At 36.9% G+C, this 17,217-nt stretch carries 16 protein-coding genes and 1 pseudogene; 7 read left to right on the top strand and 10 right to left on the bottom strand.

The window, feature by feature from the left end; translation table 11 throughout:
• Window positions 1-105: 105 nt before the first annotated feature.
• The 6 genes from JK139_RS03970 (at window position 106) to JK139_RS03945 (ending at window position 7,156) form a co-directional block, all read left to right on the top strand.
• Window positions 106-1,290, top strand: coding sequence for an acyl-CoA dehydrogenase family protein (locus JK139_RS03970; protein ID WP_074419034.1), 1,185 nt, complete (start codon window positions 106-108; stop codon window positions 1,288-1,290).
• 9 nt (window positions 1,291-1,299) lie between these two features.
• The gene (locus JK139_RS03965) at window positions 1,300-1,893 is read left to right on the top strand and encodes a shikimate kinase (protein WP_081298623.1); all 594 of its coding nucleotides are present in this window, start codon (window positions 1,300-1,302) and stop codon (window positions 1,891-1,893) included.
• Window positions 1,894-1,895: 2 nt separating this feature from the next.
• Entirely contained in the window at window positions 1,896-2,288 is a 393-nt protein-coding gene (locus JK139_RS03960) for a DUF423 domain-containing protein (RefSeq protein WP_074419032.1), read from the top strand.
• 140 nt (window positions 2,289-2,428) lie between these two features.
• On the top strand, window positions 2,429-5,092 hold the full coding sequence (locus JK139_RS03955) for an FtsK/SpoIIIE family DNA translocase (RefSeq protein ID WP_074419031.1): 2,664 nt from the start codon (window positions 2,429-2,431) through the stop codon (window positions 5,090-5,092).
• A gap of 208 nt (window positions 5,093-5,300) precedes the next feature.
• Window positions 5,301-5,930 carry a LolA family protein gene (locus tag JK139_RS03950; RefSeq protein ID WP_074419030.1) on the top strand — a complete coding sequence of 210 codons (630 nt, stop codon included), beginning with the start codon at window positions 5,301-5,303 and terminating at the stop codon, window positions 5,928-5,930.
• Window positions 5,931-6,001: 71 nt separating this feature from the next.
• Window positions 6,002-7,156, top strand: a complete 1,155-nt coding sequence (locus JK139_RS03945; protein WP_074419029.1) for an alpha/beta hydrolase — start codon at window positions 6,002-6,004, stop codon at window positions 7,154-7,156.
• On the opposite strand, the gene JK139_RS03940 is transcribed toward JK139_RS03945, so the two are convergent.
• The gene (locus JK139_RS03940; protein ID WP_074419028.1) at window positions 7,153-8,058 is read right to left on the bottom strand and encodes a ribonuclease Z; all 906 of its coding nucleotides are present in this window, start codon (window positions 8,056-8,058) and stop codon (window positions 7,153-7,155) included. The two genes, JK139_RS03945 and JK139_RS03940, sit on opposite strands and share 4 nt — an antisense overlap.
• Window positions 8,059-8,194: 136 nt before the next feature.
• Complete coding sequence (locus JK139_RS03935; protein WP_074419027.1) at window positions 8,195-8,599, bottom strand: STAS domain-containing protein; 405 nt, start codon at window positions 8,597-8,599, stop codon at window positions 8,195-8,197.
• Window positions 8,600-8,686: 87 nt separating this feature from the next.
• Between JK139_RS03935 and JK139_RS03930 the strand changes: the two genes are divergently transcribed.
• The gene (locus JK139_RS03930; RefSeq protein WP_074417551.1) at window positions 8,687-11,227 is read left to right on the top strand and encodes an ATP-dependent Clp protease ATP-binding subunit; all 2,541 of its coding nucleotides are present in this window, start codon (window positions 8,687-8,689) and stop codon (window positions 11,225-11,227) included.
• Window positions 11,228-11,384: 157 nt separating this feature from the next.
• Here JK139_RS03930 and JK139_RS03925 read toward each other — a convergent pair whose 3' ends face one another.
• From JK139_RS03925 to JK139_RS15825, 8 genes and pseudogenes are all read right to left on the bottom strand, one after another.
• Complete coding sequence (locus JK139_RS03925) at window positions 11,385-12,413, bottom strand: glycoside hydrolase family 53 protein (protein ID WP_074419049.1); 1,029 nt, start codon at window positions 12,411-12,413, stop codon at window positions 11,385-11,387.
• Between the two features lie 7 nt (window positions 12,414-12,420).
• Complete coding sequence (locus tag JK139_RS03920) at window positions 12,421-12,984, bottom strand: UbiX family flavin prenyltransferase (protein ID WP_074419026.1); 564 nt, start codon at window positions 12,982-12,984, stop codon at window positions 12,421-12,423.
• Window positions 12,985-13,050: 66 nt separating this feature from the next.
• Window positions 13,051-13,536, bottom strand: a complete 486-nt coding sequence (rnhA, locus tag JK139_RS03915) for a ribonuclease HI (RefSeq protein WP_074419025.1) — start codon at window positions 13,534-13,536, stop codon at window positions 13,051-13,053.
• Window positions 13,537-13,592: 56 nt separating this feature from the next.
• Window positions 13,593-14,384 carry a PhzF family phenazine biosynthesis protein gene (locus JK139_RS03910; RefSeq protein ID WP_074419024.1) on the bottom strand — a complete coding sequence of 264 codons (792 nt, stop codon included), beginning with the start codon at window positions 14,382-14,384 and terminating at the stop codon, window positions 13,593-13,595.
• A gap of 16 nt (window positions 14,385-14,400) precedes the next feature.
• Window positions 14,401-16,050 (bottom strand): acyl-CoA carboxylase subunit beta, encoded by a 1,650-nt coding sequence (locus JK139_RS03905; RefSeq protein ID WP_074420399.1) that lies wholly within the window; start codon window positions 16,048-16,050, stop codon window positions 14,401-14,403.
• A gap of 62 nt (window positions 16,051-16,112) precedes the next feature.
• Window positions 16,113-16,742: pseudogene (locus JK139_RS15830) on the bottom strand (beta-xylosidase family glycoside hydrolase).
• 11 nt (window positions 16,743-16,753) lie between these two features.
• A complete protein-coding gene (locus JK139_RS03890; RefSeq protein ID WP_218330632.1) occupies window positions 16,754-16,963 on the bottom strand; it encodes a hypothetical protein in 210 nt (69 codons plus the stop codon).
• Window positions 16,908-17,117, bottom strand: coding sequence for a family 43 glycosylhydrolase (locus JK139_RS15825; protein WP_394369751.1), 210 nt, complete (start codon window positions 17,115-17,117; stop codon window positions 16,908-16,910). The genes JK139_RS03890 and JK139_RS15825 overlap by 56 nt, the downstream gene beginning before the upstream one ends.
• Window positions 17,118-17,217 lie beyond the last annotated feature (100 nt).

Here is a 17,217-nt window from a genome sequence, read left to right as displayed (position 1 = left end):
GGAGAGATGTGTGCATCTTGTTACATTTGTTTTAATTGTATTAGGTGTGTAGTTTAAAACCTGTTTTCCTGAAATTCAACGATTCATTCTAATAAAAAAAAGAATATGGCTGCCAGAACCGATTTATTCCAGTCACCAGATTATTTTCAGTTAGATGATTTATTAACCGAAGAACACAAAATGGTACGGGATGCTGTGCGTAATTATGTAAAAAAAGAAATTTCGCCCATTATAGAAGAATATGCACAAAATGCAACTTTTCCCGAACAAATTGTATCACAATTGGGTCAATTAGGCTGCTTCGGGCCCACCATTCCGGCACAATATGGCGGTGGCGGTTTAGATTATATTAGTTATGGATTAATGATGCAGGAATTGGAACGGGGTGATAGCGGGGTTCGTTCTACTGCCAGTGTTCAGGGCTCGTTGGTGATGTTCCCTATTTATGCGTATGGTAATGAGGAACAGCGTAACAAATATCTGCCCAAATTAGCTTCTGGTGAATGGTTGGGTTGTTTCGGATTAACTGAACCCAATCACGGCAGTAACCCTGCGGGTATGCTTACCCATTTTACAGAGGCAGGCGATCATATCATTTTGAATGGTGCTAAAATGTGGATTAGTAATGCGCCATTTGCTGATGTTGCGGTAGTTTGGGCAAAAAATGAAGCGGGTGAAGTGCAGGGCGTAATTGTAGAAAGAGGTATGGAAGGTTTTACAACACCCACAACACATGGAAAATGGAGTTTGCGAGCCAGTGCCACCGGCGAATTGGTTTTTCATGATGTAAAAGTGCCTAAAGCCAATATTTTACCCAATGTTAAAGGGTTAAAAGGTCCTTTAAATTGTTTAACAAAAGCCCGTTATGGTATTGCTTGGGGTGCATTGGGAGCAGCGATGGATTGCTATGATACAGCTTTGCGATACAGCAAAGAAAGGGTTCAATTTGGGAAACCGATTGGTGCATTTCAGTTGCAGCAGAAAAAACTGGCTGAAATGATTACAGAAATTACCAAAGCACAACTATTGGTTTGGCGTTTGGGTGTATTAATGAATGAAGCAAAAGCAACACCGGCTCAGGTAAGTATGGCTAAACGGAATAGTTGTGAAATTGCCGCAAATATTGCAAGAGATGCCCGGCAAATATTGGGTGGCATGGGCATTACAGGCGAATATTCAGTGATGCGCCACATGATGAATCTGGAAAGTGTGATTACATACGAAGGAACGCATGATATTCACCTTTTAATTACTGGAATGGATATTACAGGCTTTAATGCATTTACATAAGCAGGATTGATGAGATTATATATGAACAATGAATCATTCAGTCAAACAAAGACATCATCAAAATTTCCCCCCATTTTTTTGGTGGGAATGATGGGCAGCGGTAAAAGTTACTGGTGTAAAGCTATTGCCCGGCAACTGAATTTTGGAGGCGTAGATTTAGATGCACAAATTGAAAAAGTATACCAACAGTCTATTGCTGCCATCTTCAATGAAAAGGGAGAAACATTTTTCCGGGAAAAAGAAGCAGCCGAACTGAGAACTTTTAGCAATAAAAATAGCGTTGTAGTGGCCACGGGTGGAGGTACTCCCTGTTTTCATGATAATATGTTATGGATGAACCAACACGGGATTACTATTTGGATTGATGAACCGGTACATACTTTGGCTGAAAGACTGCTCAAAGAAAAATCGCATCGCCCATTGGTGGCCAATTTTGAAAATACAGCAGCACTCACGCATTTTTTATCGGAAAAATTAGCAGAAAGAAGCCGTTTTTATGGTAAAGCCGATATTCACTTAAAAGGCGAACAACTTCAAATAGAAACAATGATTACAGCTATACAATCTTTTGAAAATAAACAATTCAACATCAACCAATCGTGAATATGCTTAGAGGATTTTTAAAAACCGGAGCCTGGCTGGGTTTAATTACCGTAATATTAGGTGCTTTTGGCGCACATACGCTTAAACAATGGGTAGATGCAGACACCCTCAATGTATATGAAACAGGCATTCATTATCAAATGTTTCACGCATTGGCGTTGTTATTTGCAGGGATATTATACGAATCGTTTCCGGGAAAATGGATGCGTATAGCAGGCCGATTTTTTGCTGTGGGTATTTTGTTCTTTTGTGGCTCATTGTATGCCATCACCATCATGAAAGCCATGCATCATACCAGTGGATTAATTTGGGTGGGACCTATTACACCTATAGGAGGGGTGTTTTTTATAGCAGGATGGTTTTGCATGGTAGTCGCCCTTAATCGGAAAAGCTAATACAGATTGTAATCATTCCCACTATATCACTGAAAAGATAGGCTTTTTAGTAATCTGAATAAAAGATGCGCTGCCAATAAATAATCCACATACTTTTCTAATATGGCAATTTCGCAAGTAGTTCGCTTATATTTGTTAGTATGGCAAACCGCTTAAAAAAAAATGTGCCGCCGCCACCAGATCCTGAAAAATTACAACCGGATAAAGAGGTAGATATTTCCGTATCTGAAGTGGTGAAGGATGAGCGCACTACAAAAATTGCTGGTGCGGTAGCCCTTTTATTTGCTTTTTTTCTTTTTATTGCTTTTACTTCTTATTTATTTACCTGGCAGGATGATCAGGATAAAGTGCAGCAATTCGGCATAAAAATATTTTCGTTAGAAGATGTGAAAATTAACAATCTACTTGGTGTTTCCGGCGCTTATATGGCACATTTTTTTATGTACAAGGGTTTTGGTATTGCAGCATATTTGTTGTGTACTTTTTTCTTTGTAATTGGGGTAAATGGATTGTTTAGCAAAAAGGTATTTTCCATTCAGCGAAATTTGCGTTATGTTTTAGTGGGATTATTGATTATTAGTGTAGCCGCAGCTTTTATTACACCCAACAGTCAGTTTTCATGGGGTGGTGCAGTGGGCAATATGCTGGATAGCTGGTTCATTAAATGGATGGGTAAACTGGGTACCGCAGCATTTTTACTGATAGCTGTTTTTGCTTATGTAATATGGCGGTTCAATCCTGTTTTTAAACTCCCTAAATGGCCTCAGCGCATCAGTAAAAATAACCGGAATGTTTCACAGCCAATCACTTCAAATGAAGCCACAACACTTTCTGCTGATGAAATACCCGTTTACCAACAATGGGATGCTGAGAATAAACAAATTGAAGAAGTGCCGTTGGAGGTATATCCTGCAACAGATGAAGCTTGGGTTACAGCCAACAAACTGAAAAACGGAGGAAAAAATGTAACCGTTATTATGCCTGATGAATCAGCAATGATGGATGCCTCTAATCCTTTAATCCGTTTTGAATTGCAGGAAAAACAGCAGGGCATAGCTTTGGAAAAATCAGAATTAATTGCAGATGAGTCTGTTGATGTCATGCATAAGCATACGGAGTTAGACACAGCAACAGAACCTGAAGCAGTCATTCAAAATAATACTATTCATGAACATGCATCAGTTAGCATGCAGCCGAAATTGATGATAGATGATTCGGTTGATATGCAATTAGAAATAAAACCTGCCTCCGAAGAGGTTGCCTTTGTTGCTGCAAAAAAAGCATTGCCGGTATTAGATGAGCCTTATGATGCTACACTTGAACTGCGTAATTATAAATTTCCAACCCTTGATTTGCTTGATTTACATGGCAGTGAAAAAATTGTACATGACCCCAATGAATTAGAAGCAAATAAAAATCAAATTATTGCAACACTTAAAAACTATGATATTGCAATACAACGCATAGCCGCTACCGTTGGTCCAACAGTAACGTTATATGAAATTGTTCCTGCCCCTGGAGTTCGTATTAGCCGTATTAAAAATCTGGAAGATGATATTGCACTAAGTCTTGCTGCTTTAGGCATTCGAATTATTGCACCTATACCCGGCAAAGGTACCATTGGTATTGAAGTACCCAATATCAGGAAAACGGTGGTAAGTATGCGAACGCTGATATCGAGCGATAAATTTCAAAAAAATAATTTTTCATTACCTATTGCCATTGGTAAAAAAATTGACAATGAAAATTTTATTGTTGATTTGGCTTCCATGCCTCACTTACTCATGGCAGGTGCTACCGGTCAGGGTAAATCGGTGGGTTTGAATGCCATTTTGGTTTCATTGCTCTACAAAAAGCATCCATCGCAATTAAAATTTATTCTGGTTGATCCTAAGAAAGTAGAATTGAGCTTGTACCGGGTTATTGAAAAACATTTTCTGGCCAAGTTACCAGGAGAAGAAGAAGCTATTATTACCGATACAAAAAAGGTGGTAAACACATTAAATGCTTTGTGTATTGAAATGGATAACCGTTACGATTTGCTGAAAGAAGCAGGTGTTAGAAATATTAAAGAGTACAACCAAAAATTCACAGAAAGAAAATTAAATCCGCAAAAAGGACACCAATACCTTCCATTCATTGTATTGGTAGTAGATGAATTTGCAGATTTAATTATGACTGCCGGTAAAGAAGTTGAAATGCCCATTGCCCGGTTAGCGCAATTGGCCAGGGCAATTGGTATACACTTAATTATTGCTACACAAAGACCATCGGTAAATATTATTACAGGAACCATCAAGGCCAATTTTCCTGCCCGAATTGCTTTTAAAGTGTCTTCTAAAATAGATAGCAGAACCATTCTAGATGCAGGAGGGGCAGAGCAGTTAATTGGGAAAGGCGATATGCTGATTAATTACAATGGGGAAATTGTTCGATTACAGTGTGCTTTTGTTGATACACCTGAAGTAGATAAGGTATGTAATTTTATTGGGGAACAAAGAGGATATCCTGAAGCATTTTTATTGCCGGAATATGTAGATGAAAAAGATATGGAAGGCAGAGAAATGGATGTTACAGATCGTGATCCACTGTTTGAAGATGCAGCGCGTTTAATTGTGCAAAATCAGGTAGGTAGCACTTCGCTCATTCAGCGAAGAATGAAATTGGGTTATAATCGGGCCGGCAGGTTAATGGATCAGTTAGAAGCCGCCGGCATTGTTGGGCCTAATTTGGGCAGTAAAGCAAGAGAAGTACGTTTTAAAACAGAATCGGAACTGGAAGAATACCTGCATTCTATTCCTTAGCAAATGCTGATTTGAAACATTCCATAGATGATTTGTTAGCTGAAACGCATTCATTAACCTCCATTTTTTTTAACAACCGCTAAACAAACCACCTGAATACAGGTCTAAAATTTTTAAAGCCCTATCTTTGCGCCCAATATTTAAAAAATCAAAAAAGTTTGATCTAATCAGTGCTGTTTTGATTCATTTTTCAAATTAAATTTAAACAATGAAGTATTTGTTTTTTGTTGCAGGATTATTGATTGGAACGTCAATACAGGTAAAAGCACAAAATGATCCTGCAGCTAAAAAGGTTTTAAATGAGGTAGGAGAAAAAGTAAAATCAGCCAAAGGAATTACTGCAAAGTTTATGCTGGAATCCATTACCAGTAAAGGAAAGCCCAATGGTATTAAAGCAGGAACGCTTTCTATGAAAGGTGATAAATATTTACTGAAACAGGGTAAAACTGTTATTATTTGTGATGGCACCAATGTTTACAATTATGATGGCAATAAAACCATTACAAAATCTTCAGTAGAAGAAAGTGCAGCAACATTGAGCCCGCAAAAATTACTATCCGGTTCTTATGATAAAGATTTTAATTATAAACTCATTTCTTCTAACGGTAGTAGTTATCAAATAGAAATGTTTCCAAAAGATGACAGGCGTAGTTTCCAAAAAGTTGATTTGTTTATCAATAAATTCAAACACTTAGTAACAAAAGCGGTAATTTTAGATAAAAGCAACAATAAAACTGTGGTGTTAATCAGTAGCATGAATACGGCAGCGAAGTTGCCGGATGGCATGTTTAATTTTAACCGCGCCAACTATCCTGCCGATGCAGAATTATTAGATTAAAAATGAATGAAATAAATCATAAGCCACTCTAAAAGGTGGCTTTTTTTATGTGGGTTACTTAACTTTATTACATGCGAAACATAATTTTCAGCTTTGCTTTACTACTCCTGCTTATACCGGTAGTACAGGCACAATTTAACGTTAAGTTAATGGTTACAAAAGTGGCTACTCGGCAAGATGAGCCCATTTATGTAAGTGGTAATTTTAACAACTGGAATCCGAAAGATGAGCAATATCGGTTAAAGCCATTTGGTGGAAGCAGGGTGGGGATTGTAATTAAAAATATGACACCGGGTAATTATGCTTTTAAGTTTACCAGAGGCAGTTTTGATAAAGTGGAATGTTTGGCAGATGGGCGTGATATGAATGACAGGGTTTTACAGGTAGATTCGGATATTGATTCTTCTTTTACCATTGCTGGTTGGAAAGATGATTACCCTGAAAAACCCAAACCCTATACCGCCAGTCCGCAAGTTTCAATTATTGATACTGCTTTTTATATTCCACAATTACATAGCACCCGGCGAATTTGGCTGTACCTCCCCAGAAATTACTACCAGTCAACCCAAACATATCCCGTTTTATATATGCAGGACGGACAAAACTTATTCAATGACCAAACTGCATTTGCAGGCGAATGGGGCATTGATGAATGTTTGGATACACTAGCGCAAAAATTAGGTAAATATTGTATAGTAGTTGGCATTGATAATGGTGGGGACAAGCGTTTGAGCGAATACAGCCCTTATACCATTCCTGCAGGAAAAGTGGGCAAAGATTCCGTAAAAGGAGAAGGATTTTATTATATAAATTTTATTGTTAATGCATTAAAGCCTTTTATTGATAGCAAATACAGAACCAAAAAAGGGCCACATTATACTTATATTGCCGGAAGCAGTATGGGAGCTATCATTAGTTACTATGCATTCATGAAATACCCCAATATATTTGGCGCTGCCGGCATCTTTTCACCGGCATTTTGGCTTTATTCGCCACAACAATTAAAACCCGCTGTGCATGCTGATTTTAAACCGGTTTATTATTTTTATGCAGGTGGGAAAGAGAGTGCCACCATGTTGTCTGATATGGATGAGGTGATCAAAAATTTAGATGCTTACCCCAGCCATACTATTCGTCGCTCTGTGTATCCGCCGGGTACACATCAGGAAAAATACTGGAGAGAGGAGTTCCCTGCATTTTATCGTTGGCTGATGCAACTGTATTAAACCAAAAAAGTTACACCTTCTAATGCCAAATCAGTATTGGCGAAAGCAGCCTGTGTTTCTTTTAAAAACAGATCTAATGTTTCATACTTACTGCTAAAATGGCCAATAATTAATTTGTTTGCACCGGCTTTTGTGGCAAATGTACCAGCCTGTATAGAAGTAGAGTGAAATCGTAACGCAGCTTTATCTTCACAGTTTTGTAAATAAGTGGTTTCATGATATAGTAATGATGCATGGCTGCATACACTTATGTTTTTCTCGGCATAGCGGGTATCTGCACAATACACATATGATTTGGATGCTTTATTTGGAATCGTTAATACATTATTTTGAATGGTATTGCCTGCTTTGTTTGTATAATCTTCACCTTTTTGTAAGGCTTCGTAAAATGAAGCCGGTATTGCATATTGCAGTACCGCTTCTTTATTAATTTTACGAGGCATTCGTTTTTCTTTTATAATAAAACCCCAGCATGGTACCCGGTGTTCAGTAGTAAAAATTTGAACACTAAATTTTTTTTCATCAATTAATAAATCATCATACATTTCTAAGGCATGAAAATGCAATGTGTACGGTAAATCGGTATTTCCTGCCTTCAATTGTAATTGAATAATTGTTTCTAATGCAGCAGGTGCATACACGTGCAAATCTTGCTCCCTTCCTAACAAACCCATGCTGGTAATTAATCCCGGCAATCCAAAATAATGATCGCCATGTAAATGCGAGATTAAGATATGATTGATTTTGCTTCGTTTGATTTTGTATTTCGACAATTGTGTTTGTGTGCCTTCTCCACAATCAATTAATATAAGCTGATCGTTCAGGGTAACTACCTGTGCAGTAGGGTGACGGTCATAAGCCGGCAGCGCTGAGTTATTCCCTAAAATAGTTACACCAAACATATTGTGAATTTTTTTTGCAGTGTATGGGAGGCAATTTAATACCGGAATAGCTGCAAGAAATTGTTAAAAATTATATTGAATGCTGCTCTTTTTCCTTCAATATAATAAAAAAATGAATGTAAAACTAAAAAACAGTTTATGACATATCATCCGTATCAAAAGAAAAATCGTTTGAATCTAAAAGCTCCCGTTCAATCTCTTCCATTTGAACAATATCCCATGCCTCGCATTCTGTAGGCGTAAAATTCAACATTTCAATCAAATCGTTCTGTTCAAAAACAGCCTCAATATTTTTATTCATTTCACAAACCAGAAAAGAAGCACTTTTATCGTAAAAACTTTGTTGCAAATCAATAATCTTTTGCGCTATATTGCCGTCAATATCTTGAACATTGCTTAATTTTAAAATTAGATTTTTGATAGGCGCCTGAAGAAATTGTTGACATGCAGCAGCCAATTCATCAGCCATATTGTCATAAATATTAGGTACTTCAGGGGTTAAAACGGTAAATTTTTCCTTGGTATCAATTTTGACTTTCATAAAAAGAATTTCTAAACATTTTGTGAATAAGTTGAAAGCAACTTTGATCAAAAATATTCGTTATAATTGTATAAATCCAAAAAGATTATGGATAATAATTTTTCAGCCCAGGTAAAAGAAATCATTTCATTCAGTCGCGAAGAAGCTTTGCGGTTGGGGAATGATTTTATTGGCACAGAACACTTGTTGCTAGGCTTAATTAGAGATGGTGAAAATCTTGCTATAAAAGTGTTGAAGCAATTGAATGTTGACCTGTATGAATTACGGAAGGAAATTGAACTGGCCGTAAAAGATAAAACAGGAAAAAATATTGCCAACATCAATAGTTTGCCTTTAACCAAACAAGCCGAAAAGGTAATAAGGGTAACCGTATTGGAAGCCAAAGCATTAAAAAGTCCGTTGGTAGAAACAGAGCACTTACTGTTAAGCATTCTGAAGAATAAAGAAAATATCGCTACGCAAATTTTAAATCAGTTTGATGTGGACTATGATATTTTCAGAAATGAACTGGGAATGGTAGGTACCAATTCAGCACCTCCGCCCAAAAATGAATTCTCTGATGAGGGTGAAGATGATTTTGATGATGAAAAACAAAAAGCCTATCAGCAACGTTCAGCCAAACAAGGCAATGTAAAAAGTAAAACCCCGGTATTAGATAATTTTGGCCGCGATATTACTAAATTGGCGGAAACCAATTCTTTAGATCCAATTGTAGGCCGTGAGGCTGAAATTGAAAGGGTTTCGCAAATTCTTTCTCGCAGAAAGAAAAATAATCCCATCTTAATTGGCGAACCGGGTGTAGGTAAAACAGCCATTGTAGAAGGTTTAGCATTGCGTATTGTACAACGCAAAGTGAGTAGGGTTTTGTTTGATAAAAGAGTTGTATCGCTCGATTTGGCTGCACTGGTAGCAGGTACCAAATACAGAGGTCAGTTTGAAGAGCGCATGAAAGCTATTATGAATGAATTAGAGAAAAACAGAGACGTTATTTTGTTTATCGATGAAATTCATACCATTGTTGGTGCAGGTGGCGCCAGTGGTTCATTAGATGCCTCTAATATTTTTAAACCCGCCCTTGCTCGTGGTGAATTGCAATGCATTGGTGCTTCTACTTTAGACGAATACAGGCAGTATATTGAAAAAGATGGGGCATTAGATCGCCGATTCCAAAAAGTTTTGGTTGAGCCACCAAGTGTTCCTGAAACCATTATGATTTTGAACAACATTAAAAGCAAGTATGAAGATTTTCATAATGTAGTATACGATGAAGAGGCTATTGATTCTTGTGTAAAATTGAGCGATAGGTATATGACCGATCGGTTATTACCCGATAAAGCGATTGATGTATTAGATGAAGTAGGCGCAAGGGTACACTTGAAAAACATCAATGTTCCAGAAGAAATTGTTGAATTAGAGAAACAAATAGAAGAAGTTAAAAACGAAAAAAATCGGGTAGTAAAAAGTCAGCGCTTTGAAGAAGCGGCTGCTTTACGCGATAAAGAAAAACGTTTGGGTGAAGAATTAGAAAAGGCTAAACTTATTTGGGAAGAAGAAAGTAAAAATAAGCGGTACCCTATTGGCGAAGAAGATATTGCCGAAGTAGTAAGTATGATGACCGGTATACCCGTAAAAAGAATGGTTCAAGCTGAAACTGATAAACTTCGCCGAATGGCTGACGATATGAAAGGAATGGTAGTAGGACAAGAAGAAGCTATTAGTAAAGTTGTAAAAGCCATTCAAAGAAATAGAGTGGGGTTAAAAGATCCTAAGAAACCTATTGGTACGTTTATATTTTTAGGCCCTACCGGCGTTGGTAAAACAGAATTGGCCCGTTCATTAGCACGTTATATGTTCGATTCGGAAGATGCGTTGATACGTATTGATATGAGTGAATATATGGAGAAATTTACGGTAAGCCGTTTAATTGGTGCACCTCCGGGTTATGTTGGTTATGAAGAAGGCGGCCAATTAACAGAAAAAGTACGTCGTAAACCATATAGCGTTATTTTGTTAGATGAAATTGAAAAAGCACATCCAGATATTTATAATATTTTATTGCAAGTGTTGGATGACGGCCAACTGACAGATGGGTTAGGAAGGAAAATTGATTTTAAAAACACTTTGATTATCATGACCTCCAACATTGGCGTTCGACAGTTAAAAGATTTTGGTAGTGGTGTTGGTTTTGCTACAGCAGCCAGAATTCAGAATGAAGAAGAAAATAATAAAGCAGTGATTGAAAAGGCCTTGAAAAGAACCTTTTCACCTGAGTTCTTAAACAGGATTGATGATGTGGTAATCTTTAATGCTCTTACCAAAGAAAACATCTTCAGCATTATTGATATTTTGATGAAGGGTGTGATGAAGCGCCTTGTGAATCTGGGCTTCACGCTTGAATTAACGGATGAAGCGAAAGACTTTATTGCCGAAAAAGGTTATGATGTGCAATACGGCGCAAGACCTTTACATCGTGCCATTCAAAAATATCTGGAAGATCCATTGGCAGAGGAAATATTAAATATGCATGTAAAAAGTGGCGATGTATTAATTGCTTCGCTCGATAAAGAAAACGGGAAAATTATATTTCAGTTAAAAAGAGCTCCGGAAGAAGAGAATGCGAAAGCATAACTGAAATATTTCATTGTTGATGCGTGAATGAGTATGAGGATGTATTAAAAGCAAAAAGAAGGGGCAGAGATTTGCATAAACGAAAATTTTCTCCAATGCTCTGCCCTCTCTTACCGAGTAAAAAGAGGCTGCATAGCACTTTTGATACAGCCTCTTTTTATTGCAGAAATGCATCCATTGCTACGGTTGGTTTCCCTGCATTATCAAAAGCACCCAAATTATAACCCTGCCAGTTATTGTAGCATTCGGGTTCCCAGTAAAATACACCTATACCTTGTTGATTGGGAATAGAACGAACTTTCTGAATAAGGTCAGTTAAAAACTGACGACAAATAGTAGGTTGGTTTACCGGCATTCCTGCTTCACATATCATAACCGATGAGTGATATCTGGCAATCATATCATTCATATTGGCAATGCATTGAGTGTTATAAGTTGGCCAATTGGTACTATCCGGATATAATGACATACCTATAATATCCCATTGTGCACCATTTGCGTGCAAACCATCAAACAGCCAGCGGAATAAACTGTTATTGTATCCATTTGATACATGTACAATGACTTTAATGTTTGTATTAAAGCTTTTTACCGCAGTATATCCCGATTGAATAAGTGCTGCAAACTGATTCATATGGGTAGATGCCCGGCCGTCTTCCCACAACATTCCATTGTCTACCTCATTTCCTATTTGTACCCAGGTGGGGGTAATGTTTTGTTGTTGCAAAGCTTGTAATACTTGGGTAGTATAAGTACCTAATGTTGTTACCAGTGAGGGAAACGATAAGTTTAACCAGGCGGCAGGTTTGGGTTGTTTACCCGGATCAGCCCAACTGTCACTGTAGTGAAAGTCGAGCATAATTTTCATGCCTGCCTGTTGGGCTCTTTTTGCTTTTACAATTAAATCGTTGGTATTACACCATCCGTTTGTGGGGTTTACCCAAACCCTTAGTCGAATGGCATTAATTTTTTTTTGTTTTAATATAGAAAATAAATCAGCTTTAGTACCGGTTGAATCGTAAAATGAAATGCCGGCTGCTTCCATTTCTGTAACCCAGCTAACATCGGCACCCTTAAAAAAAAGTGTAGTATCATTACGACTGTAGGTTACTGCTGGCTGACTTTTTGAGCAACCCATATTGAAACAACAAATGGTGACTGCAATGAGTAAGAAAATTTTTTTCATAATGTTTTTATTTACTTCCCCATCTAAATGTTTCAATATTCAAACCGGCAATATCCAAAATTCTGTCAACCACAGAAGCGGCAACAGCTTCTATGGTAGTGGGTTGATGATAAAAGGATGGGGTTGCTGGTAAAATAATTCCGCCTGTAAGGGTAATTGTTTCCATGTTTCTAATGTGAATTAAGTTATAGGGTGTATCTCGAATCATTAAAATTAATTTTCTTCTTTCCTTCAATATCACATCAGCTGAACGGGTGAGTAAATCATCGCTGACACCTGCTGCAATTCTGCCCATGGTGCCCATACTGCAAGGGGCAACAATCATGGTATTAAATTTAGCTGAACCCGATGCAAACGGAGCATTGAAATCATTTTTATCATAATATCTGAAAGGATATTGGAGATAATCAGAATTGCCTAATTCAGTAGCCCATACAATTTTGGCATTATTACTCATTACAATACCCACTTCAGCAATTTGATTTTTGAGTGCAACTAATTTATCCAATAATAATTTTGCATAAATAGATCCGCTTGCTCCTGTTATCGCTACAATGATTTTATGTTGCATATTTTTATTTGCTTACATAACAAAAATAAACCTTAATAGTTATCATGAACTGCAATCAATTGTTACTCATTGTAATAAATTCACTTCATTTTCATAACCCTCATCAATCAATAAATTCTCAGCATCTGCAGCAGCAGTTGCCAATGCATCACAACGGTTGTTCCATTGATTATCGGCATGCCCTTTTACCCATTTGAATTTTATTTCAAAATTTTTAGCTATTTGATGGTATTTTAACCAAAGGTCTTTATTCTTTTTACCACCTTTAAAATTGGTTTTAATCCAGTTATCAAGCCATTTTTTCTCAACACTGTTTACAACATACTGACTATCTGTGTAAATAGTAACAGGTATGTTTTTTTTGGTGAGCGACTGTAATGCAACAATTACTGCCATTAATTCCATTCTGTTATTCGTGGTAAGCCGATATCCGGCTGATAATTCTTTTTTAACTTCTCCCCAAAGCATTACTATACCGTAGCCTCCGGGTCCGGGATTGCCTTTGGAAGCGCCATCTGTATAAATTTTAAGTGTTGTTTGAGCGGCTTGCATGCTGTAAACATACAGATAATCAAAGAATCAATATAAAGCCATTACGAAAAAATATTTTATTCCGATAAATAATATTCACCTTTCATATATAAAATAGCATTACCTGCAATGGTAACGCGGTCGTTTAACATCTCACACCATAAATTACCACCACGCTTAGATATTTGTTTGGCAAGCATTTGATTTTTGCCTAGCACCCGATGCCAGTAGGGTATCAATGTTGCATGTGCTGAACCCGTAACAGGGTCCTCCCCAATAACAGAATTGGGTACAAAAAATCTTGATACAAAATCAGATGCATTGCCAGGAGCAGAAACAATTATACCCAGTGTTTCAACAGTATTGAGTTGGTTAAAATCCGGCACTAATGCTTGAACAGTAGCCTCATCAGGATAAATGAGTAAATAATCTCTCGACTTCCAAACTGATAAAGGTACTATATTGAATCCCTTTAGTAAACCAGGTGGCACCTGTTCTTTTTTTACTGGCATTCTGGAAGGGAAATTCATTATGAAACGATCGCCTTGTTTTTTTACAATTAAAGTACCGCTTTTACTTTCAAATTGAATTGTATCGGTTGCAGTTTTTAAAATATTGAAAATTACAAATGCAGTGGCTAATGTAGGATGACCGGCTAAATCAATTTCTATTTCAGGCGTAAACCATCTGATTTCAAATAAATTACCTTTTTGCACAAAGAATGCTGTTTCGGATAAATTATTTTCCATGGCCAATTGTTGCATAGTAGTTGTTGGAAGCCATGATTGTAAAGGGCAAACTGCAGCAGGATTGCCACCAAATAACACATCTGTAAACGCATCAACCTGATAAATTGGATAAGCTTTCATTCAATATTTTTTATGATTATACCTGAAAAACACCTGTTTTGAAATCGGGAATATCAGCATTGTGATTGGCTGCTTCTATTCCTGCTGCAATATAATACCTTGTAGCAAGAGGATCAATAATTTCGTCAACCCATAACCGTGCAGCCGCATAAAAAGGAGTAGTTTGCTGATTGTATTTTTCTTTTAAATCATTCAATAGTTTATTTTCATCATCCTCAGTAATTGTTTTGCCTTGTGCTTTTAGGGTTGCCACCTGAATTTGGAGCATGGTTTTAGCAGCCTGTTCACCACCCATTACGGCAATTTTAGCACTAGGCCATGCATAAATAAATCGTGGATCATAGGCTTTTCCGCACATGGCATAATTACCAGCCCCATAGCTATTACCAATAATAATGGTAATTTTTGGTACTACAGAATTGGCAACCGCATTCACTAATTTTGCACCATCTTTAATGATACCACTATGTTCACTTCTGCTGCCAACCATAAAACCCGTAACATCTTGTAAAAAAACAATTGGTATTTTTTTTTGGTTACAATTCATAATGAAACGAGCAGCTTTATCGGCGCTATCATTATAAATTACACCACCCATTTGTAATTCTCCTTTTTTGTTTTTTGTAATTAAGCGTTGGTTGGCAACAATACCTACACTCCAGCCTTCAATTCTTGCATATCCGCAAATAATTGTTTTTCCATAATCGTTTTTAAAAGGTTCAAAAGAACTGCCGGTGCCCGAAGCATTTGCATCCACAATTCTTTCAATGATTTCATGCATATCATAAGGCTTGGCATTTTCAACCGGCATGATACCGTATATTTTTTCTGCATTTTTAAATGGGGGTATCGCTGTAATTTTATTGAAGCCCGCCATGGGAAAATGACCCATTTGCTGTATCATTCTTTTAATATGGTCTAAACATTCTTGTTCAGTATTAAACCGATAATCTGCTATTCCGCTAATTTCGGTATGCGTAATGGCACCGCCTAAAGTTTCATTGTCAATTACTTCTCCAATAGCTGCTTTTACCAAGTAAGAGCCTGCTAGAAAAATAGAGCCATTCCCTTCAACCATCAATGTTTCATCGCTCATAATAGGCAAATAAGCACCACCTGCAACACAGGCACCCAGTACTGCTGCAATTTGTGTGATACCCATGGCGCTCATTTTGGCATTGTTTCTGAAAATACGGCCAAAATGATCTTTATCTGGAAAAATTTCATCTTGTAAAGGCAGGTAAACGCCGGCACTATCCACCAAATAAATAATGGGTAATTTATTTTCCATTGCAATTTCCTGTAACCGTAAATTCTTTTTCCCGGTTATTGGAAACCAGGCGCCGGCTTTTACAGTTTGATCGTTTGCAATGATAACGCATTGACGGCCACTAATTGTTCCAATACCACCCACTGTGCCACCGGCAGGACAGCCACCCTCCTCATGATACATATCCCATCCGGCAAATGTTCCCAATTCTAAAAATTGCCTGCCCTTATCAATTAAATAATCAATACGTTCTCTGGGCGTAAGTTTATTTTTTTGATGTTGTTTTTCTATGGCTTTTTTTCCACCCCCCAGCCATATTTTTTCTTTTTGCTTTTTAACTGCGCTATTTGCTAATTTCATCCAATCTTCATTTCTGTTAAATTCAATATCTGTCATACGAACAATTGTTAGTATGACAAAAATAGGGAATTGTTGTGGGAAGGAAACGTAGTATAGTTTTATTGCTCAATTTTAAAATTTAGTTTTGGATATATCGTATCCTGATTACAAATTGTGAACCAATGAAATAAGGCCTGATTATCTGATTGTTTTCTCAATGATGTGGCGTATAAGGCATACATACAACTAACGAAACCACCGGCAACCTTTGTGCTCAAAACTTTTGCATCTAAATTTCTTTTTAGCAATTACTATTCGTTTTGTTTTGTTGCATAATAAAATGAATAAAATTAATTATTTGATTCAATTTTAAGTTGAAGTGGAAATTGTCATTTTTTAGAAGCAACCAATTTTATTTTTGAAGCGGTGTCAGAATGTTCCGCCTGAAACAATTGAATGATTGGTTCATTATTTTCAATAGATTGGCACAAATAATAAAAAGTATGTTCATTTTGAAAAATTAGTAAACCGGCTTTTTCATTTTTGGTAGTAAAAGATAAAGGTGTACTGGCATACTCTTTTAAGTGTGATTGTCGCCAGCCTAAAAATGAGGGATTTGTTAAATCACTGCAGGTAACAGGCTGTAGCTGAATGGTTAGCCCACTTTTATTTAAGTTCCACCATTTTTTTAATGGGGTTGTTAAAAATTGCCAACTTAAGTTTAATTGTTGGTTCCTAAAAGAATCGATGCATGTTAAACTTAAATAATTATATGTGTGGCACTTTCTTGTAAAGTATTTGTTTTGGGATTATGGTATTGAATCACTTCATTACCTTGTGTTATAACAGGCCATCCATTTATCCATTTTTCCGGTGCCATAAAAGTTTCTCTTCCTGTATTATAATAGTCGGCTTCATAAGGTAAAAACAGCAAACCAGTCTCCATTTTTTGATTGAGTAAAATCAGCATGCCCGGTAGTTGTGATGGGGAAAGGTCGGTTGGGATTTAATTGACGTTGTGTTAAGATGGGATTATTATGATAAGAATCATAATATACCTCAATTTTTTTGCTCCTGAAGACTACTTCAGAATGATTATAGGCTGTACCACCTTCTGATGCAATTAAAAATAATATTCATCTTTTTTACAATAGTCCGGTAGTTAATTAAGCAGCCATAGCGCCTATATTCAGGCACCGGCCGTATAGCTTTCTTATTTTATTA

The organism is Hydrotalea lipotrueae (assembly GCF_019249625.1).
GTDB classification, from domain to species: domain Bacteria; phylum Bacteroidota; class Bacteroidia; order Chitinophagales; family Chitinophagaceae; genus Hydrotalea; species Hydrotalea flava.
This window is presented reverse-complemented; position numbering and strand designations above follow the sequence as displayed.